General features: G+C 60.2%; 16 protein-coding genes. 10 read left to right on the forward strand and 6 right to left on the reverse strand.

The features are described 5' to 3' along the window. Window positions 1–152: 152 nt before the first annotated feature. Window positions 153–1,430, forward strand: coding sequence for a nickel-dependent lactate racemase (larA, locus tag ABHU32_RS00045; protein WP_346978362.1), 1,278 nt, complete (start codon window positions 153–155; stop codon window positions 1,428–1,430). 49 nt (window positions 1,431–1,479) lie between these two features. Continuing rightward, window positions 1,480–2,211: a D/L-lactic acid transporter LarD gene (gene larD / locus ABHU32_RS00050; RefSeq protein WP_346978363.1), complete on the forward strand. Its 732-nt coding sequence runs from the start codon at window positions 1,480–1,482 to the stop codon at window positions 2,209–2,211. Window positions 2,212–2,513: 302 nt separating this feature from the next. Here larD and ABHU32_RS00055 read toward each other — a convergent pair whose 3' ends face one another. The 4 genes from ABHU32_RS00055 to serB form a co-directional block, all read right to left on the reverse strand. Continuing rightward, the gene (locus ABHU32_RS00055) at window positions 2,514–3,053 is read right to left on the reverse strand and encodes a TetR/AcrR family transcriptional regulator (RefSeq protein ID WP_346978364.1); all 540 of its coding nucleotides are present in this window, start codon (window positions 3,051–3,053) and stop codon (window positions 2,514–2,516) included. A gap of 2 nt (window positions 3,054–3,055) precedes the next feature. Continuing rightward, a complete protein-coding gene (gene larC / locus ABHU32_RS00060; protein WP_346978365.1) occupies window positions 3,056–3,973 on the reverse strand; it encodes a nickel pincer cofactor biosynthesis protein LarC in 918 nt (305 codons plus the stop codon). Window positions 3,974–3,983: 10 nt separating this feature from the next. Beyond that, window positions 3,984–4,766 carry a nickel pincer cofactor biosynthesis protein LarB gene (larB, locus tag ABHU32_RS00065; protein WP_346978366.1) on the reverse strand — a complete coding sequence of 261 codons (783 nt, stop codon included), beginning with the start codon at window positions 4,764–4,766 and terminating at the stop codon, window positions 3,984–3,986. A 114-nt stretch (window positions 4,767–4,880) separates the two neighbouring features. Then, the gene (gene serB, locus ABHU32_RS00070) at window positions 4,881–5,516 is read right to left on the reverse strand and encodes a phosphoserine phosphatase SerB (protein WP_346978367.1); all 636 of its coding nucleotides are present in this window, start codon (window positions 5,514–5,516) and stop codon (window positions 4,881–4,883) included. Window positions 5,517–5,772: 256 nt separating this feature from the next. On the opposite strand from serB, the gene aspS reads away from it, so the two are divergent. The 6 genes from aspS to ABHU32_RS00100 all read left to right on the forward strand — a co-directional run bounded on the left by aspS (window position 5,773) and on the right by ABHU32_RS00100 (window position 11,727). Next, a complete protein-coding gene (aspS, locus tag ABHU32_RS00075) occupies window positions 5,773–7,560 on the forward strand; it encodes an aspartate--tRNA ligase (protein ID WP_117770446.1) in 1,788 nt (595 codons plus the stop codon). A 356-nt stretch (window positions 7,561–7,916) separates the two neighbouring features. Then, window positions 7,917–8,165 carry an HPr family phosphocarrier protein gene (locus tag ABHU32_RS00080; protein ID WP_158556992.1) on the forward strand — a complete coding sequence of 83 codons (249 nt, stop codon included), beginning with the start codon at window positions 7,917–7,919 and terminating at the stop codon, window positions 8,163–8,165. A gap of 232 nt (window positions 8,166–8,397) precedes the next feature. Next, window positions 8,398–8,640 carry a FeoA family protein gene (locus ABHU32_RS00085; protein ID WP_022094360.1) on the forward strand — a complete coding sequence of 81 codons (243 nt, stop codon included), beginning with the start codon at window positions 8,398–8,400 and terminating at the stop codon, window positions 8,638–8,640. 39 nt (window positions 8,641–8,679) lie between these two features. Beyond that, window positions 8,680–8,901: a FeoA family protein gene (locus tag ABHU32_RS00090; RefSeq protein ID WP_006234774.1), complete on the forward strand. Its 222-nt coding sequence runs from the start codon at window positions 8,680–8,682 to the stop codon at window positions 8,899–8,901. 122 nt (window positions 8,902–9,023) lie between these two features. Further along, window positions 9,024–11,351: a ferrous iron transporter B gene (gene feoB / locus ABHU32_RS00095; RefSeq protein ID WP_346978369.1), complete on the forward strand. Its 2,328-nt coding sequence runs from the start codon at window positions 9,024–9,026 to the stop codon at window positions 11,349–11,351. A gap of 175 nt (window positions 11,352–11,526) precedes the next feature. Further along, entirely contained in the window at window positions 11,527–11,727 is a 201-nt protein-coding gene (locus tag ABHU32_RS00100; protein ID WP_035136858.1) for a hypothetical protein, read from the forward strand. Between the two features lie 186 nt (window positions 11,728–11,913). Here the strand turns inward: ABHU32_RS00100 and ABHU32_RS00105 are convergent, their stop codons facing one another. Both ABHU32_RS00105 and ABHU32_RS00110 read right to left on the reverse strand, forming a co-directional pair. Then, window positions 11,914–12,618 (reverse strand): response regulator, encoded by a 705-nt coding sequence (locus tag ABHU32_RS00105; protein WP_117583373.1) that lies wholly within the window; start codon window positions 12,616–12,618, stop codon window positions 11,914–11,916. Next, window positions 12,611–15,346, reverse strand: coding sequence for an ATP-binding protein (locus ABHU32_RS00110; RefSeq protein WP_346978371.1), 2,736 nt, complete (start codon window positions 15,344–15,346; stop codon window positions 12,611–12,613). The genes ABHU32_RS00105 and ABHU32_RS00110 overlap by 8 nt, the downstream gene beginning before the upstream one ends. A gap of 334 nt (window positions 15,347–15,680) precedes the next feature. Between ABHU32_RS00110 and kdpA the strand changes: the two genes are divergently transcribed. Next, complete coding sequence (kdpA, locus tag ABHU32_RS00115; RefSeq protein ID WP_346978373.1) at window positions 15,681–17,504, forward strand: potassium-transporting ATPase subunit KdpA; 1,824 nt, start codon at window positions 15,681–15,683, stop codon at window positions 17,502–17,504. Between the two features lie 15 nt (window positions 17,505–17,519). Further along, the gene (kdpB, locus tag ABHU32_RS00120) at window positions 17,520–19,574 is read left to right on the forward strand and encodes a potassium-transporting ATPase subunit KdpB (RefSeq protein WP_346978374.1); all 2,055 of its coding nucleotides are present in this window, start codon (window positions 17,520–17,522) and stop codon (window positions 19,572–19,574) included. Window positions 19,575–19,583: the final 9 nt, after the last annotated feature.

The raw sequence follows: 19,583 nt of genomic DNA on the forward strand, positions 1-19,583 counted from the left end.
TGCGGTTCCGTTTGGGATCGCGGCCGTTTTGTTGTGGGTCAAATATGAACGTTGTGTTAACGAGTCGGTGGACGGTGGTGTTTTTCGGTGAGCGGCGTATCCTTCCAACGGTTTATCTAGTGTGTCAGTTGAAAGGAAGAGGGCGCTCGTCATTGTTTGAATGTGAACTGCCGTTTGACCACAAGACGTTGCATCTGGAGCTCGAGGATAAGAACTTCGCGGGTGTGATGGAAGGTCATCAAAACGAGTTTAAGACTACAAAATCGCAGGAAGAGCTGGTGGAGGAGTCGCTTGCCAACCCTTATGGCTCGCCTTCGCTCGAGGAGCTTTGTGCTGGCAAGAAGGATATTGTCATCATTAGCTCCGATCATACGCGTCCCGTTCCCTCGTGTGTGACGATGCCTATTTTGCTGCATCACATCCATTCCGCTGCGCCCGAGGCTCGAGTGCGTATTTTGGTTGCTACGGGTATGCACCGTCCGTCGACGCACGAGGAACTCGTCAACAAGTATGGCGAGGAGATTGTTGCCAACGAGGAAATCGTTATGCACGTCGCGACTGACGACAGCATGATGAAAAAGATTGGCACCCTGCCTTCTGGTGGCGAGTGCATCATCAACAAGATTGCCGCCGATTGTGATCTGCTGCTTGCCGAGGGCTTCATTGAGCCGCACTTCTTTGCAGGCTTTTCTGGCAGCCGCAAGTCCGTCCTGCCTGGCATCGCCAGCTACAAGACCATCATGTACAACCACAACGGTCAGTTTGTGAACGATTCCCATTCGCGTGCAGGCAACCTGTGCCACAATCACGTGAGTGAGGACATGTTTGCCGCTGCCGAGATGGCTCACCTTGCCTTTGTGCTCAACGTGGTGCTCAACGGCAAGCACGAGGTCATCGGCTCCTTTGCCGGCGACATCCACAAGGCGCACGAGGCTGGCTGCGAGTTCGTGAAGAGCCTTGCCGGCGTTGAGCCCGTCGAGTGCGAGATTGCCATTACCACCAACGACGGCTACCCGCTCGACCAGAACATCTATCAGGCCGTGAAGGGCATGTGCTCTGCCGAGGCTACGCTTCCCGAGGGCGGCGTGATCATCGATGTCGCCGGTTGTGCCGACGGTCACGGTGGCGAGGGTTTCTATCACAACATCGCCGACAATGATCCGGCAGAGTTTGAGCGCGCCTGCATCGACCGTCCTAAGGACGAGACCCTGCCCGACCAGTGGACGAGCCAGATCTTTGCCCGCATCCTGGCGCATCACCCTGTGATCATGGTTACCGACCTGTGCGATCACCAGATGATCAAGGATATGCACATGACGCCGGTTAACACCCTCGATGAGGCGCTCAAGCTCGCCTTTGAGATGAAGGGTGCCGATGCCAAGGTGGCCGTCATTCCCGATGGCCTGGGCGTTGTCGTCGCACAGCACTAGTACGCGGCCTAAACGAATCGTTTATAACCGACAAGAAAGATAAGGTTTTATGCTTACCAAACTCCTCTGCGAATTCGGCGCAACGGCCCTCATGATCATCTTTGGCGTGGGCGTGCACTGCGATACCGTGCTTAAGGGCACCAAGTATCAGGGCTCCGGCCACATGTTTGCCATCACCACCTGGTCTTTTGGCATCTCGGTTTGCCTGTTTGTCTTTGGCGGCGCCGTGTGCATGAACCCCGCCATGGTGCTTGCCCAGTGCATCGTAGGCCTGGTGCCGTGGAGCAGCTGCATCCCCTTCATGATTGCCGATATGCTCGGCGGCTTTGCGGGTGCCGTGATCGCGTGGTTGATGTATGCCGATGAGTTCAAGGCTTCCGAGGGCGTCGTCGACCCTATTGCCCAGCGCAACATCTTCTCGACCAACCCTACCACCGAGGGGACGAACTATGCTCGCAACTTCTTCTGCGAGGCCATCTGCACCTTTGTGTTCATCAGCGCCATCCTTGCTGCCGCTAGCCGCGCCGGTGAGAACGTTTTGATGCTCGCCATCTGCGTCGGTCTGATCGTTTGGGCCGTTGGCATGGGCATGGGCGGCATCACTGGCTTCGCCATGAACCAGGCTCGTGACCTTGGTCCTCGCATGGCTTATCAGGTGCTGCCGATCAAGAACAAGGCCGACAACAACTGGAAGTACGGCCTGCTCGTTCCTGGCATTGCTCCGTTTGTCGGTGCCGCTCTGGCCGCACTGTTTGTGCACGGTTTCTTGGGCATGTTCTAGTTTGAGGCTACATAGTTGTCCGCTGACCGCATGGGGTAACTTCCCAGCGCGTCCTCGGACATGCAAAAAGGCTCGCTGCGCACTTCGTGCGGCGAGCCTTTTTGCGTCCTGCGGAATGCGCTGGGAAGTTACCCCATGCGGTCAGCTGCGGGGTCTTTGTTGCGTTCGTACAAGCAACCCAACATATATATCTGAATTTGGATGGGAGGGGCTTGTTACTGGTAGGGGCGTTGGGCTGTTGTCGATACTTTGGGATGGATTGTGCTTTGGGTTGGGGCGGAACTTTGGGATGAGCTTCTTACTTAGTTGAAGAGGGGCTTTATGGCTGAGAGGTAGTCTTTTGCTACGTCGGTTTTGTCTGCTTGGAAGTTGTGCCAGGCCCACCATTGGACGGTTGCTACGAAGCTTGAGGCTATGTGGTGTAGTAGGAAACTGCGGTCCATGTTGCCGGCGGGGCCTGCGGGGTCGACGGGGACGGTTTCGGCTGCGCGCGACATGATGGTCTTGCGGAGACAGTCGGCGAAGACGCGTGAGCCGGCACCGGCTACGAGGGCGCGTACGCCCTGACGACGCTCCCAGAGGTTGTTGAGGATATGCTCGACCTGTACGAGTGGGTCGTCGAGGGGCGTACCGTCATCGTCGAGGGCGTGGGCGCAGATATCGCTCACGAGCGCGGCGAGTAGGTCGTCTTTGCTCTTGAAGAGGCCGTAGAACGTGGCCCGACCCACATGGGCGCGAGCGATGATGTCACCGACGGTGATCTTGTTGTAGTCTTCCTCGCGCAGGAGCTCAGAGAATGCCGCGACGATGGCGGCGCGGCTTTTTTCTTTGCGGGCATCCATGGCTATGCATCCACGTGAACGAGCAGACAACGGAGCGTGCCGGAGCAACCCTCGTAGGGGCGCTTGCCGGCGCCGTAGCCGACGGCCTCGATGCGGTAGCGGGCCGGCAGGTGCTCGGATGTACGCAGCGCGGCAACGATGGCGGCGCCCGTGGGCGTCACGAGCTCGCCGGCGACCGGTGCGGGCGTGAGGGCGATATTGCCCGCCTGGCATAGGTTGACGACAGCGGGGACGGGAATGGGCATGAGACCGTGGGCACAGCGGATGGTTCCGTGGCCCTCGGAGAGCGACTCGACAACGATGTCCTCAATGCCCAGGTCATCGAGGCAGATGGCGACAGAGCAGACGTCGACGATGGAATCGACGGCGCCTACCTCGTGGAACATGACGGTCTCGGGCGTTTTGCCGTGAGCCTTTGCCTCGGCAGCAGCGAGTACGGAAAAAATGGCGAGCGCACGACGCTTAGCGCCATCGCTTAGCTGCGAGCCGTCGATGATGGCGGTGACGTCCGCCAAAGAACGGTGGTGATGATGGTGGGCGTGATGATGGTCCTCGTGGCCATGACCGTGGTCCTCATGGCCATGCTCGTGGCAGTGCTCGTGTTCGTGCTCGCCATGGTCATGATGGTGGTGATCATGCTCGTGTGCGTGCTCGGCAGCTGCTTCGTTGCCGTAGAGCCAGGCCATATCGTGATCGTGGTTCTCGAGCTCCTCTGCAAGCTGGACGTCGAAATCGCAGGCGTCGATGCCATGCTTGTTTACGCGCGTCACGGCGATCGAAAAGCCATCGACCGGCAGCGTGGCGAGCTGCTCGTGCAGATGCTCCTCGCTGGCGCCCAGGTCGAGCAGGGCCGCGACAGTCATGTCGCCGCTGATGCCCGAGGTGCCGTCGATGATAAGCGTGTGCTGATGATTAGACATGGAATGCTCCTTAACGGGCGCAGGACGTGCCGGCGCTCAGATGATTGATAAGACTTGCCTGATAGGCGGCACCAAAGCCGTTGTCGATATTGACGACCGAAACGCCGCTGGCGCAGGAGTTGAGCATGGCGAGCAGTGCGGCTACGCCACCAAAACTTGCGCCGTAGCCCACGCTGGTGGGAACGGCGATGACCGGACAGCTCACCAGACCGCCGACAACGCTCGCCAGAGCGCCCTCCATGCCGGCGATGGCGATGACCACCTGTGCCTGGGCAAGTTCCTCGGCATGCGCGAGCAGGCGGTGCAGGCCGGCGACGCCCACGTCGTAGAGGCGGTCGACCTCGTTGCCATAGAACTCGGCCGTCAATGCGGCTTCCTCGGCGACGGGCAAGTCGCTCGTGCCGGCGCAGGCGACGACGATGCGTCCGTTGCCGGTAGGGGAGGGCTTGCCGCCCACGAGGGCGAGCTGTGCGTCCGGGGCATATCCCAGGTCGATGCCGTTGCCGAGGAGCTCCGAGGTGCGGGCTGCCTTTTCGGCATCCAGGCGCGTGACCAGGATACGTTCCTGGCCGGCATCGCGCAGCGCTTCGATAATGGCGGCAATCTGCTCGGCGGTTTTACCGGCACCGTAGACAACCTCGCCGGCTCCCTGGCGCACTCCGCGCGAAAGATCGAGCTGTGCAAAACCCAAATCGGCGGTCGGAGCCGTCTGGATGCGCGTGAGGGCGACGGCCGGGGTGACTGCTCCGCCGGCAACATCGCTCAGCAACTGCTCAAGATCTCGCTTATCCATATATGTTCCCTTCGACGGCGCAAAGTCTAGCACTCAAAGGGTATGTTTCCGAACACTAAGACAAAATTGTTCGGAAACTATAGGACAGACTGATTCAATTGTTAGACGGATCGGCTAGTCACGCAGGATGATGTCCATGGCGAGCATCAGGTTGCGCTCGTCGATGGCAAACGGGGCGGCCTCGCGCGTCTTGGGCTTGGCACAAAACGCGATGCCCGTGCCCGCGGCCTGAATCATGGGGATGTCGTTGGCACCGTCGCCGATTGCCACGGTATGGGCCATGTCGACACCGCACTCAACTGCCCAATCCAGCATCTGGATGAGCTTGGACTCCTTGGTCACGATGTCTGCCGCCAGCTTGCCGGTGAGCTTGCCGTCTACGACTTCCAGGCGGTTGGCCAGGCAAAAATCGATGCCCGCGGCGGCCACAATCTTGTCAGCGACCTCGTGAAAGCCACCGCTTACCACGCCGACCTTCCAGCCCTTGCTGTGCGCCGAGCGCACAAGCTCCAACGCGCCGGGGGTAAACGTCACGCGCGCAAAGGTGCGCTCGAACACGCTCTCGTCCAAGCCGGCAAGCAGCCCCACGCGCTCCTCGAGCGCCTGCTTAAAGTCGAGCTCGCCGCGCATGGCGCGCTCAGTGATCTGCGCCACTTGCTCGCCTACGCCGGCCTCCTTGCCCAACAGGTCGATAACTTCCTGGTTGATGAGCGTGGAGTCGATATCCATAACGATGAGGCGTGCAGTCATGGCGGGCCTTTCCGAGTGCAGTTGTATTGGGGCACATTGTCGCACGTCGCAAGCCTGGGCGACGGCCACGGTGCGTCAATTGTTTCGTCTCCGTCAAGTCTTTGGGCAAGAGCTACTTTTTCGCGGCACATCGACGCGGGTGCGATAAGATAGAACGCCATGTCCGGCTGCGCGGTTTACGCAGGCTGGGCAAATCTGTACGACGCCGCCCGGAACGACACGGGGCGGCACAGATCCATAAAGGAGGATCACTGGTATGAGCCAGACCCGTCCCATCGATGAGCATTCCATGCACACCCGTACCTGCGGCGAGCTTCGCTTCGAGAACGTGGGCGAAGAGGTCACCCTCACCGGTTGGGTGAGCCGTCGCCGCGACCACGGCGGCCTTATCTTCTGTGACCTTCGCGACCGCGAGGGCATCACGCAGCTCACCTTCGACCCCGAGCACTCCGACGGCGATGCCTTTAAGATCGCCGAGACCATGCGTCCCGAGTGGCCCATCAAGATTCACGGCGTCGTGCGCGCCCGTGGCGAGGAGACCACCAACACCAAACTCGCGACCGGCGAGATCGAGGTCCTGACCGACCACGCCGAGGTACTCAACACGTCTGTCACCCCGCCGTTCCAGATCGAGGACGGCATCGAGACCAGCGAGGACACCCGCCTGCGCTATCGCTATCTGGACCTCCGCCGTCCCGAGATGATGGCCAACCTCAAACTGCGCTCCGACTTTACCTTTGCCATTCGCGAGGCGCTGCACAACCGTGAGTTCATGGAGGTCGAGACGCCCTCCCTGTTTAAGTCCACGCCCGAGGGCGCTCGAGACTTCATCGTTCCCAGCCGTATCCAGCCGGGTAACTTCTACGCCCTGCCGCAGTCCCCGCAGCTCCTGAAGCAGCTGCTCATGGTCGGTGGCGTCGAGCGCTACTACCAGGTTGCCAAGTGCTTCCGCGACGAGGACCTGCGTGCCGACCGTCAGCCCGAGTTCACCCAGGTCGATATCGAGATGTCCTTCGTGGACCAGAACGACGTCATGAGCGCGCTCGAGGAGGTTCTTGCCGATGCCTTCGGTCGCATGGGTGTCGAGATGCCCACGCCGCTGCGTCGTATGGACTACTGGGAGGCCATGGACACCTATGGCTCCGACAAGCCCGATACCCGCTATGGCATGCACCTGGTCGACCTGACCGACATCTTCGCCAACTCCAAGTTCAAGGTCTTTGCGACTGCCGCAAACGAGGAGGGCTCTGTCGTCAAGGCCATCAACGCCAAGGGCGCCGGTGCCTGGGCACGTGCCAAGATCGATAAGCTTGCCGGCGTGGCCTCCACGTTTGGCGCCAAGGGCCTGGCCTGGATCGCATTCCGCGAGGACGGCTCCATCAACAGCCCCATCGTCAAGTTCTTCTCGGACGAGGAGATGGCGGCTCTGCGCGAGCGCATGGACGTCGAGCCCGGCGACCTTGTGATGTTCGCCGCCGGCCCGCGCCTGCTCTCCGACGAGATCCTGGGCGGCATGCGTTCTCACATGGCCAACGCACTCGAGATCAAGCGCGAGGGCCACGACTTCCTGTGGGTCGTCAACTTCCCGCTGTTCCACTGGGACGAGGATCGCAAGGCCTATGCTGCCGAGCACCAGCCCTTTACCCTGCCGACCGAGACCGACATCGCCAAGATCGAGGCCGACCCGTTGGCAGCCGGTTCTTGCACCTACGACTTTGTCATGGACGGCTTTGAGGCCGGCGGCGGCGGTATGCGTATCCACAACGCCGAGATGCAGATGTCCATGCTCAAGCTCCTGGGCTTTACCGAGGAGCGTGCCGAGTCTCAGTTCGGCTTCCTCATGGAGGCCCTCAAGTTTGGTGCGCCCCCGATGGGCGGTTTCGCTCTGGGCCTGGACCGCGTGTGCATGCTGCTCACCGGTTCCGACTCCATCCGCGACGTCATGGCGTTCCCCAAGACGGCCAGCGGCTCCGACCTTATGTCGGGCGCTCCGAGTGCCGTTAGCGGTGCCCAGCTCAAGGACGTCAGCCTGCGCTTGATGTAGGCGAGCGGCTATATATTGCCCGCAACGAGGGAAGGACGCGTGCCTTCCCTCGTTTTTTATGCGCCGAGGTTGTGAGGGCATGGGGTGACCGGACGTCGAGGAAACTGCGTCCCGGAATTTGCGTCCAGAATGGGATGTACTTTCCGCCAGGGTCGCTCAGCGGAAACTGCGTCCCAGAATCCAGCCAAATAACGGGTCGCACTTTCCGGTTGAGCCTTCTGGCGGAAACTGTGTCCCATCATTGACGCTCGAAATGGGATGCGATTTCCGTCCCGCCCTCAACAAGCATCTAACGCTACAATAACTACCACGTGGCTGGGTTTTGCCGGCCGATGTGCGATGTCGCGGGAGGGGACATGGTCGAGTTTACAAAGACGATTAAAGATCCGTTGGGATTACATGCCCGCCCGGTTGCGCTGCTCTATGACATCATTGCCAAGCATCGTAGCGACGTGTCAGTCAGTATCGGCGATCGCCACACGGATGGCCGCGACGTTATAGGGCTCATGGCACTCTGCGGCGAATGTGGCGAAGACGTCGTGTTCCGTGTTTCGGGCGTGGATGAGGCCTCCTGCGTCACGTCGATCAGAAACCTCTCGCTTTAACCTCAACAATGTGACAAAGGGGCGGTCCCCTCTGTTGCATAAATTGGTATCAATAGGCACTGCAAAGAGACGGTCTTTGCGGTGCCTTTGTTTCGTATAGGAAACTTTTTCGAAATCTGAATGGGAGCCCTTTCCAAAAAGTTAACCACGTGCTAGTTTACTATAGCGAACATAGACGTGGTTAACTTTTATCGCGTCGATGTTGAGGACGAACTGACGTTAGGAGCCACTCATGTCTTGCGGACCGCAGATGCCGGCCATGCCGCTTTCGATGGTAAAAGCGGGCGAAACCGTGCGCGTGTCCCGTGTAAAGGGCAATGAGGACATGAAGCACCACCTCAAGGATCTCGGCTTTGTCGAGGGCAACGAAATCCACGTGGTGAGTTCGAGTGGTGCCAATATCATCGTCACTGTGCTGGGCGCACGCTTTGGCATCGATTCCAAGGTTGCCATGCACATCATGACCGTCGGTTAGTCCACAGCATTTGATAAAAACCGAAAGGGGGACAAGAGGATGAAGACGTTGGGTGACGTTAAGGTGGGCGAGAGCTCCACCATCGTCAAGCTTCACGGTGAGGGCGCGCTTCGCCGCCACCTTATGGACCTGGGGCTCATCAAGGGCACTTCGTTCAAGGTCGTAAAGGTAGCACCGCTCGGCGATCCGGTCGAGATCAACGTGCGCGGCTACGAGCTTTCCATCCGCAAGGAGGAGGCGGCCGTCGTCGAGGTCCAGTAGGGGCTTGCTACGTATATTTCTGCAGATAAAGTTAGGTTTTTCTAACTTAATGCAGCACTTTGAAGCACATTATCCAGCCTGCGCGGAGAAAGCAGCGCAGGCACACAAGGAAGAAGGATTGAATGGCGGATTCTCAGATCCATGTCGCGCTGGCGGGTAACCCCAACTGCGGCAAGACCACGCTTTTCAACCTGATCACCGGCGCCAACGGCTACGTTGGCAACTGGCCCGGCGTCACGGTTGAGAAAAAGGAGGCCAAGCTCCTAAGCGACAAGAACGTTACCATCACGGACCTCCCTGGCATCTACTCGCTTTCCCCCTACAGCCCCGAGGAGCAATGCTCGCGCGATTACCTCATGAGCGGCGAGCCCGATGTTGTCGTCCAGGTTGTCGACGCCACCAACCTCGAGCGTAACCTGTACCTGGCGCTTCAGGTTATCGAGACCGGCCTGCCCGTGGTCGTTGCCCTCAACATGGCCGACCTGGTCGAGAAGAACGGCGATAAGATCGACACGGACAAGCTTTCCAAGAAGCTCGGCTGCCCGGTCATGATGATCTCGGCTCTTAAGAACAAGGGCATCAAGGAGCTGTTCGAGCAGGTCAAGAAGTCCGCTGCTTCCAAGGGCCAGGTGCCGGAGCACAAGTTCGATTCCTCCATCGAGGACGTTCTGGACCACATCGAGAATAACCTGCCTGCGAGCGTTCCCGCCAACAAGCGCCGCTACTACGCGGTCAAACTGTTCGAGCGCGACGCGGACGCCTGCAAGCTCATCAACCTCACCAAGGAGAAGGCCGCTCGCGTGGAGCAGCTGGTCGCCCAGTGCGAGCAGGACTGCGACGACGACGCCGAGTCCATCATCACCGGCGAGCGTTACGGCGTGATTGCCCACATCATTGACGAGTGCCTCACCAAGGCTCCGGCAAAGATGAGCACCTCCGAGAAGATCGACCGCGTGGTTACCAACCGTATCCTGGGCCTGCCGATCTTTGTGGTCATCATGTTCTGCGTGTACTACATCGCCGTTTCTACCTTGGGCGGCACGGTGACCGACTTCACCAACGACCAGCTCTTCGGTACCGACGGTTGGTATGTGCTCGGCCAGGGTCGCGACGCCTACGACGCGGCCGTCGAGGCTGCGGGTGACAATGCCGACTCGGTCGACCCGGCACAGTACGGCCCCTATGTCCCGGGTATTACCACCGTGGTGCACGACGCCCTTGTGGCGGGTGGCACCGAGGACGGCGGCCTGGTCGATTCGCTCGTCTGCGACGGCATCGTCGGCGGCCTGGGCGCCATCTTCGGCTTCGTCCCGCAGATGTTCCTGCTGTTCGTCATGCTGTCCTTCTTGGAGGACTGCGGCTATATGGCCCGCGTCGCCTTCATCATGGACCGCGTGTTCCGCCGCTTTGGCCTGTCCGGTAAGTCCTTCATCCCCATGCTCGTGTCCTCGGGCTGCGGCGTCCCCGGCGTCATGGCTACCAAGACCATCGAGAACGAGAAGGACCGCCGCATGACGGTCATGACCACCACGTTCATTCCCTGTGGCGCTAAGCTGCCGATCATCGCCCTGCTCATGGGTTCCATCATCGGCGATTCTTCTACCACCGCCGCGTGGATCAGCCCGCTCTTCTACTTCCTGGGCGTCTTTGCCGTCATCGCCTCGGGCCTCATGCTCAAGAAGACCAAGCTCTTCGCCGGCCGCCCGACCCCGTTTGTCATGGAGCTCCCCGCTTACCACTTCCCGGCGATCCGCTCCTGGGCGCTGCACGTGTGGGAGCGCTGCTGGGCCTTTATCAAGAAGGCCGGCACGATCATCTTCGCCTCTACCGTCGTGGTGTGGTTCCTCTCCAACTTTGGTAGCTACAACGGCTCCTTTGGCTTCCTGCCTGCGATGGACGGCATCCCCGAGGAGTTCATGGACTACTCCGTGCTCGCCATGCTGGGCAACCTGGTCGCTTGGATCTTCGCCCCGCTCGGCTTTAGCACCTGGCAGGCAACCGCGCTGACTGTCTCGGGCCTCGTCGCCAAGGAGAACGTCGTCGCCACCGCCGGCTCGCTGCTGTCCGTCGCCGACGCGGGCGAGACCGACCCGAGCCTGTGGACCGCGTTTGCCGGCATGTTCCCCACCATGGGCGCCTGCGTTGCCTTCGGCGCGTTCAACCTGCTGTGCGCTCCGTGCTTTGCCGCTATGGGTACCATCCGCAACCAAATGGACTCCGGCAAGTGGACCGCGATTGCTATCGGCTACGAGTGCCTCTTCGCTTGGGTGATCGGCCTGTTCATCAATCAGTTCTACAACCTGTTCGTGCTGGGACAGTTTGGTTTCTGGACGATTGTCGCCGTTGTACTGCTGGTTGCGATGCTCTTCCAGATCTTCCGTCCCATGCCCAAGCATGCTTGGACCGACGAGGACGAGACCAACACTGCTTCCACCGCAGTTTCCGCTTAAGTCCGAATAAGGATTAACCCCTTTCCACGAGCCCGGGTGTCCCAGCGACACTCGGGCTTTTTGGTGGGGGAGATGTGGCGTTTCCGCAGATAAAACCGACCAAAATAAACCTGTCCCTTTTTGGTAGGTGGAGAATGGGGTAAAGTAAGTGATGGTTAACTAGAGGAGGCTTGCTATGGCACCTATCGATATTGTTGTACTGGCTGTTATCGGTATTGCGTTTGTCGCCGTGTGCGTGCGCATCTACCGCAAGGGCACCTGCGCTGACTGCGCCCAGGGTGGCGTTTGCACGGGGCATTGCTCTAACAAAAAGACTTGTGCCGCGCTTAAGGGCGTAGACAAAATCGCCGAAGACTTGGGTCGCGGTATCAAATAAGGTCCGGACATCCAAGCGCTCCGCGGGCATCCGTTCGCGGGGCGCTTTGTGCATTTGAGGGAGAGCACGGCGAGTCGAAGAGTATTTTTGGGGTATCGTTAAATCAGTTGCGGTGAAATACGGACTGTTTTGGCTGTCAAAGGCCTTGTCTACTCCGTATTCCACCGCAACTTTTTGTTGGGTGGGCTAGAGACGCTGCATGCGGTACCCGACACCCATGTGCGTCTGAATCATCTTGGGGTGAGAGGGGTCTGCCTCGATCTTCTTGCGCAGGGTGCGCATGAACACGCGCAGGCTCGCCAGATCGCTGTCCCAGCTCGTGCCCCATATCTCGCGGGTGATGAAGGTGTGGGTGAGCACCTTGTCGACGTTTTTCGCCAGAAGGACGAGCAATTTGTACTCGGTTGGGGTGAGCGAGAGCTCGCGTCCGTCTTTCGTCGCGTATCCCGCGGCGTAGTCGATATGCAGCGGACCGTTGTCAAACGTGCTCGCTTCTGTCGACTCGCTCGACGCCATCGAGGAGCGCCTCAAATTCGCACGGACGCGCGCGAGCAACTCATCCACAGAAAAGGGCTTGGTGAGGTAGTCGTCTGCCCCTGCGTCAAGTGCTGCAATCTTGTCGGAATCTTCGGTGCGCGCCGAAATGACGATAATGGGGACTGCCGACCAGCTTCGGATCTTCGTGATGACCTCGATACCGTCAATGTCGGGAAGGCCGAGGTCGAGCATGATGAGGCTGGGGCCGTGCGACACCGCATCCATGATGGCGGCCTGGCCGTTGCATACCTTGCTCACGACGTAGCCGTGGAGGTCAAGCGCGGTCGAAACGAGGTTTTGAACGGTTAGGTCATCTTCGACCAGGAGGATGCGTGGCTTAGCGGCATTATTCATGAATCTCGATCTCCTCGGCGGGCAGGGTAAAACGGAAGACGGCCCCATGGGGGTGGTTGTCGCGAACTTCGATGACGCCGCCATGCGCCTCCACGATGGAGCGGCAGAGCGACAGCCCAAGGCCGATGCTTCGGCGCGAATCCACGGGCTGCGTATTGCTTGAGGTGAAGAAGCGCTCAAAGATATGAGGCTTGTCGCAGTCTGCCACACCCGGCCCATCGTCTGCGACGTCCACCACGACAAACGCACCCTCGCGACGTGCGCTGATGGTGACAGTCGAGTCCTCGGGCGTGTATTTGAAGGCGTTCATGATGAGGTTCGTAAGCACCTGCATGATGAGATGGACGTCGATGCGTACCAGCAGGATGTCGTCAGTGTGCTCGATGGTGACGGCACGTCCATGCGATGCTTGGGCGACATGGCTGAGGGCAGCCTCGATGACCTCGTCGATGAGCTCGGATGTTAAGTTGAGGCGAATGGTGCCGTCCTCGACGCGTGTGATGGCGAGGAGGTTCTCCACGGTATCGATAAGCCAGAGGGAGTCGTCGTAGATGGCATCGGCAAGATCGCAGCGTTGTTCGAGGCTGAGCTTCTCGTCGCTCTTCCGAAGGATTGCCGCAGATCCGGATATAGCCGTGAGGGGTGTCCTCAAATCGTGGCCGATGGAGCGCAAAAGGTTGGCGCGCAGCTGCTCGTTTTTCGCCAAGACCGCAGCCTCTTCGCGCTCTTGCGCCGCCCGGTCGCTTTCGAGCGCCAAGGCGCATTCACCTACGATAGATAGGACGATCGAATGCTCGAAGGCTTCGATCTCGCGCCCCTCCAGGGCGATGCCGATGACACCGAATACCTTGTCGCCGGTGCGAACCGCGAGGTAGAGACAGCGCGCCTCAGGCAGGGTCCGCGTGCTTGCGCCCGCGCGCTTGTTGTTGGTGTAGGTCCAGGTTGCAACGGCGCGCTCGTAGTCGGTGAGCAGCGACGCGGATCGGTTTTCGGTGCCAGCGGACTCATAGAGCGCCTTGCCGAGCGTGCCGTGTTCGGCGGGGTAGAAGACCACGTCGAGTTTTAGCAGTTTGACGAGTTGGTTCATGGCGACGCGGGCGCACTCCTCCGCGCTATGGGCTTGCTGCAAGAGCTGGTTCGTTTCGAGGAGTACGCGCGTTTTGAATGCGTTCTCGGCGGATGTACGGGCGTTGTCGGCGATGCGCGCAGTTAACTCGCCGGCGACCATAGCGGTGGCGAACATGATGCCGAACGTGACCAGATAGCTTCGGTCGTAGCTGGCGAGCGAAAACAGAGGCGTGACGAAGCAGAAGTTGTAAAGCACTACAGAGAGCACGCTCGATACGATCGTGCAGATACGCCCCGTCGTGGTGACGGCGGTCAGCAGGGCCGTGAAGATATAGAGGGATATGATGCTGGAATCGGCAAATCCCAGATGGCGGAAAGCCGTGCCGATCGCCGTGGCGGCAAGAGAGAGAGCCAGCGTGCGAAGCACGTTTCGGCTGCTGGGCGGCTGCAGGGCGAGCGCATGGCGGCGTCCTTTGGGTCGGGAGGGCGGAGTCGACTGTTCTGGAATGATGTAAATGTCGAGGTTCGGGGCGAATGTTATGAGCTGTTCTACGAGAGATTTGCGGCCGAAGAGGGCCTGACGGACGCTGCTGCGCTCGCCCGTGCGCCCCATGACGATCTTCGAAATACCCGACAGGCGCGCGAACTCGGAGATCTGAAACGCGATGTCGTCGCCATAGACGGTTTCCATATGTGCTCCGAGCTGCTCGGCTAGGGCGATATTGGCTGCAAGCTTGGCGCGCTCATCATCGCTCATGGCTTGCGTGCGCGGGTTCTCTACGAACAGGGCGACGAGCTCGCTGCGAAACGCTTTTGCCATGCGTGCGGCGGCACGGACGATGCGGGGATTGGTCGGCGCCGGGGAGACACAGACCAAGATACGCTCCCTGGTGTAGTAGTCACGGTTTCCCAGCACGCGTGCGGCGTCTGTGAGGTGACCGGTGCGATCGGCGCAGCGGCGCAGCGCGATTTCTCGGAGTGCGGTGAGGTTCTCGACGGTAAAAAAATGCTGTTGCGCTCGGTCGGCTTGTGCGGGACGGTAGACGAGGCCGGCGCGAAGGCGCTCAAGTAGGTCTTCGGGCTCTATGTCGACGAGCTCGACCTGGTCGGCATCATCGAAGATACGGTCGGGGATTCGTTCGCTCACGACAACGCCGGTGATGGATGCAACCATGTCGTTTAGGCTCTCGATATGCTGAACGTTCACGGTCGTATAGACGTCGATGCCCGCATGTAGAAGTTCCTCGACGTCTTGATAGCGTTTGTCGTGGCGAGACCCCGGCGCATTCGTATGGGCGAGCTCGTCGACAAGGATGAGCTGAGGGGCGCGCTCGATAGCCGCATCTAGATCGAACTCGCTGAGCGCAATGCCGTTGTGCTCGATGAGTTTACAGGGCACGTTCTTAAGCCCTTGTGCAAGATGGGCAGTTGCCGGACGTTCGTGCGGCTCGATGTATCCCGCGACGACGTCGACACCTCGCCGCTTGGCGGCGTGGGCGGCTTGAAGCATCGCATAGGTTTTGCCTGTGCCAGCAGCGTAGCCAAAGAAAATCTTGAGGTGTCCCCGGCTGGTTCGAGCGTCATCGGCGACCTCGTCTTTCTCAATTGCCTTGAGGATGAGGTCTGGATTGACGCGAGTGTCCGATGCGTCGCGCTGCATAGCGTAGCCTTTCTGAAGCGTTGTCCATGCGTGCATACGCGGTGAAGACGCCACTGTATGCTCGCGAGGTCGAGTATAGGCGCACTGCAGCAGCAATAGTGCTTTCTACCTGCATCTTTACGGCATCTTAAGGTCGTGAGCCCCGGCCCTCACGCCTCTTTAATCCCTAGAAGCGTTTACTGTCCCCAGGCGCCTGCGAGAGCAGGCGTCCGAGACATCGGACCGCGCGTGAAAGGGGCGGTAAATGGACATCCTCATTCCCATCATCGGAGTCGTCTGCATTGGACTCCTTATCTATTACATCTACATTCTGATGAGGAGTGATTCGTAAACTATGGACGCTGCGATTCAGTACATCTTGTACTTTGCCGTGCTCGTCGTCCTGGCCGTTCCGCTCGGTCGGTTCATGGCCCATATCATGGATGGTGAGCATACGTTCCTGTCGCCTGTGATTGCTCCTGTGGAGCGTGGCGTCTATCGTCTGCTTCGCATCGACGCGGCAGAGCAGATGGGGTGTAGGCGCTATCTGGCGAGCGTGCTGGTCTTTTCGGGGATCGGCCTCGTGGCTCTTGTGGCACTCCAGGTGTTTCAGTCCTTCTTGCCAGGCAATCCCCAGCACCTGCCGGGTGTGTCATGGGACCTGTCGTTCAATACGGCTGCTTCCTTCATAACCAACACCAACTGGCAGTCCTACTCCGGTGAGACCACCCTGTCCTACCTTGTGCAGTTCATGGGTCTCACCGTGCAGAACTTCGTTTCCGCCGGCACCGGTATCGCGGTCATGTTCGCGCTGATCCGCGGCTTCCGTCAGGTCAAGGAGCAGGGTCTGGGTTCCTTCTGGGTCGACCTCACCCGCACCGTCCTGTATGTGCTCATCCCGCTGAACCTCGTGTTCGGCATCTGCCTGGCTGCCGGTGGCGTTATCTCCAATTTTCAGCCGGCTCAGAAGGCTGAGCTCGTAGAGCCCGTTGCTGTCCAGCCTAATGCAGACGGCGGTTGGAGCGTTATCGACGGCGCCCAGATCGAGGGCGACACGGTCAAGGTCGACGGCAAGGTCGTCGAGGGCGCCCGCGTGGTCACCGAGCAGTTTTTGCCCCAGGGTCCTGCGGCCAGCCAGGTTGCCATCAAACAATCCGGCACCAACGGCGGCGGCTTCTTTGGCGCGAACTCTGCGCATCCGTATGAGAACCCCAATGCCTTCACCAACATCATCGAGATGACCAGCTTGCTGCTGATTCCGGTCGCCTGCTGCTTCACCTTCGGCATCGGTGTCAAGAATGCCAGGCAGGGCAAGGCCATCTTCGCGGCGATGTTTATCCTGCTCGTGGTCTTTACCGGCATCATCGCCGTTAACGAGCATATGGGTACGCCGCAGCTGGCAGATGGCGGCGCGGTCAACATCGAGATGACCGATGGCCAGGCGGGCGGCAACATGGAGGGCAAGGAGAGCCGCTTTGGCATCGCCTCCTCTTCTACCTGGTCCGCTTTCACGACGGCTGCTTCCAACGGCTCGGTCAACTCCATGCACGACTCCTACACCCCGCTCGGCGGGTTTGTCCAGATGCTCCAGATAGCGCTGGGCGAGGTGGTGTTCGGCGGCGTGGGCTGCGGCCTGTACGGCATGATCGGCTTCGCCATCCTCACGGTATTTATCGCCGGCCTTATGGTCGGCCGCACGCCCGAGTTCCTGGGCAAGAAGATCGAGCCGACCGAGATGCGCTGGGCGGTGGTTCTGTGTCTCGCCACCCCGTTCGCCATTCTGGTGAGCTCCACTATCGCCTGCATGGTGCCCGGTCTTGTCGACCAACTCAACAACGGCGGGGCGCATGGTTTCTCCGAGGTCCTGTACACCCTTACTTCGGCTGGCGGCAACAACGGCTCCTCATTCGCCGGCATGAACTGCAACATCCCGTGGATCAACGTGCTGCTGGGTATCGAGATGCTGTTCGCGCGGTTCCTGCCGATTGCGGGCACGCTCGCCATCGCGGGCTCGCTGGCCGGGAAGGGCAAGGTCGCCGAGGGCGCCGGCACGCTTTCCACCACCAATGCCATGTTCGTGTTCCTGCTGGTATTCGTCGTTCTGCTGATTGGCGCCCTGAGCTTCTTCCCGGCGTTGGCGCTTGGTCCCGTTGCCGAATTCTTCCAGATGGTTGCGTAAAGGAGTCGCAGATTTATGGCTATGCAAAAAGACATGATGAGCCGCGCGGTGCGCGATTCATTTGCCAAGCTTGACCCCCGTGTCCAGGTCCAAAACCCGGTCATGTTCCTGGTGTGGCTGTCGGCCGCCATGACCTCCATTCTGGCTATCGCCTCAATTATTGGGGTACAGGACGCCGACGTCCCCACGTACTATGTGATCGCCATTGCCGTCATTCTCTGGCTGACCGACCTCTTTTCAAATTTTGCCGAGGCACTTGCCGAGGGCCGCGGTAAGGCGCAGGCAGACTCCCTGCGCGCGGCGAAAAAGGACGTCGAGGCCCATCGCATCGAGTCCGTCGAGGATAAGGACCGCTTCACGGTCGTTCCCGGTACCGAGCTCTCACGCGGGGATCTGGTGGTCGTGCGCGCCGGCGAGCAGATTCCGGGAGACGGCGATGTCATCGAGGGTGCCGCCTCGGTTGATGAGTCGGCCATCACCGGCGAGTCTGCACCCGTGGTTCGCGAGGCTGGCGGCGACCGTTCTGCCGTCACTGGCGGCACCACCGTGCTTTCCGATTGGATTGTGGTGAAAATTACCAGCGAGCCTGGCCAGAGCTTCCTGGATAAGATGATCGCCATGGTCGAGGGCGCCGCCCGCAAGAAGACCCCCAACGAGGTCGCGCTCGAGATCTTTCTGGTTGCTCTGTCCGTCATTTTCATCCTCGTGACGATCGCACTGTACTGCTACTCGAGTTTCTCTGCAGGGCTCAACGGTATGGCGAACCCCACCGCTGTGACCACGCTCGTTGCCTTGCTCGTCTGTCTGGCGCCCACCACCATTGGTGCGCTGTTGTCCGCCATTGGCATCGCCGGCATGAGCCGACTGAACGAGGCCAACGTGCTGGCCATGTCCGGCCGCGCCATCGAGGCCGCCGGCGACGTCGACATCCTCATGCTCGATAAGACCGGTACCATCACCTTGGGCAACCGCCAGGCCGCCGAGTTCATTCCGGTCGACGGTGTCGATCCGGCAGAACTCGCCGATGCCGCGCAGCTGTCCTCTCTGGCGGATGAGACCCCCGAGGGCCGCTCCATCGTCGTCCTCGCCAAGGAGCAGTTCGGTCTGCGCGGCCGCACACTCGAGGATAAGGGTATGGAGTTTATCCCGTTCACCGCGGCAACGCGTATGTCCGGCGTGAACTACGAGGGCAATGAGATCCGCAAAGGCGCCGCCGATTCCGTGCGCACCTATGTGGAGGCAGCCGGCGGCGTGTTCTCAAAGGAGTGCGACGAGGCCGTCGAACGCATCGCCAAGGCCGGCGGCACCCCGCTGGTCGTGACCAAGAACTGCCGCGTGCTGGGCGTTGTGTACCTCAAGGACATCATCAAGTCCGGCGTTAAGGAGAAGTTTGCCGACCTGCGCAAGATGGGCATCAAGACCATCATGGTGACGGGCGACAACCCGCTCACCGCCGCGGCAATCGCCGCCGAGGCCGGCGTTGACGATTTCCTGGCCGAGGCCACCCCTGAAGGCAAGCTCGAGAAGATCCGCGAGTTCCAGCGTGAGGGGCACCTGGTCGCCATGACCGGCGACGGCACCAACGACGCGCCCGCTCTGGCCCAGGCCGACGTCGCCGTGGCCATGAACACGGGTACCCAGGCCGCCAAGGAGGCCGGCAACATGGTCGACCTCGATTCCAGCCCTACCAAGCTCATCGAGGTCGTGCGTATTGGCAAGCAGCTGCTCATGACCCGCGGTTCGCTCACGACCTTCTCGGTGGCCAACGACATGGCGAAGTACTTCGCTATCATCCCGGCCCTGTTCTCGCCGATCTACCCGGGCCTTGGCGCGCTCAACATCCTCGGTCTGGCAAGCCCGCTGTCCGCGGTTCTTTCGGCCATCATCTATAACGCGCTCGTTATCGTCGCGCTGATCCCGGCCGCGCTGAAGGGCGTTAAGTACCGCGAGGTCCCGTCCGGACAGCTACTGACCCACAACCTGCTCGTGTGGGGTCTGGGCGGCATCGTTGCCCCGTTCGTATTCATCAAGCTCATCGACATGCTGCTCGCGTTCTGCGGCATTATGTAAGTGGAGGTT

It is taken from the genome of Collinsella aerofaciens (genome assembly GCF_039758965.1).
In the GTDB taxonomy this organism is placed as follows: domain Bacteria; phylum Actinomycetota; class Coriobacteriia; order Coriobacteriales; family Coriobacteriaceae; genus Collinsella; species Collinsella aerofaciens_BR.

Excerpts from the sequence above, each read along its gene's own strand:
- larD (WP_346978363.1), top strand. The coding sequence starts at position 1,480 with ATGCTTACCAAACTCCTCTGCGAATTCGGCGCAACGGCCCTCATGATC.
- ABHU32_RS00055 (WP_346978364.1), bottom strand. The coding sequence starts at position 3,053 with ATGGATGCCCGCAAAGAAAAAAGCCGCGCCGCCATCGTCGCGGCATTC.
- larC (WP_346978365.1), bottom strand. The coding sequence starts at position 3,973 with ATGTCTAATCATCAGCACACGCTTATCATCGACGGCACCTCGGGCATC.
- larB (WP_346978366.1), bottom strand. The coding sequence starts at position 4,766 with ATGGATAAGCGAGATCTTGAGCAGTTGCTGAGCGATGTTGCCGGCGGA.
- serB (WP_346978367.1), bottom strand. The coding sequence starts at position 5,516 with ATGACTGCACGCCTCATCGTTATGGATATCGACTCCACGCTCATCAAC.
- aspS (WP_117770446.1), top strand. The coding sequence starts at position 5,773 with ATGAGCCAGACCCGTCCCATCGATGAGCATTCCATGCACACCCGTACC.
- ABHU32_RS00080 (WP_158556992.1), top strand. The coding sequence starts at position 7,917 with ATGGTCGAGTTTACAAAGACGATTAAAGATCCGTTGGGATTACATGCC.
- ABHU32_RS00085 (WP_022094360.1), top strand. The coding sequence starts at position 8,398 with ATGTCTTGCGGACCGCAGATGCCGGCCATGCCGCTTTCGATGGTAAAA.
- ABHU32_RS00090 (WP_006234774.1), top strand. The coding sequence starts at position 8,680 with ATGAAGACGTTGGGTGACGTTAAGGTGGGCGAGAGCTCCACCATCGTC.
- feoB (WP_346978369.1), top strand. The coding sequence starts at position 9,024 with ATGGCGGATTCTCAGATCCATGTCGCGCTGGCGGGTAACCCCAACTGC.
- ABHU32_RS00100 (WP_035136858.1), top strand. The coding sequence starts at position 11,527 with ATGGCACCTATCGATATTGTTGTACTGGCTGTTATCGGTATTGCGTTT.
- ABHU32_RS00105 (WP_117583373.1), bottom strand. The coding sequence starts at position 12,618 with ATGAATAATGCCGCTAAGCCACGCATCCTCCTGGTCGAAGATGACCTA.
- ABHU32_RS00110 (WP_346978371.1), bottom strand. The coding sequence starts at position 15,346 with ATGCAGCGCGACGCATCGGACACTCGCGTCAATCCAGACCTCATCCTC.
- kdpA (WP_346978373.1), top strand. The coding sequence starts at position 15,681 with ATGGACGCTGCGATTCAGTACATCTTGTACTTTGCCGTGCTCGTCGTC.
- kdpB (WP_346978374.1), top strand. The coding sequence starts at position 17,520 with ATGGCTATGCAAAAAGACATGATGAGCCGCGCGGTGCGCGATTCATTT.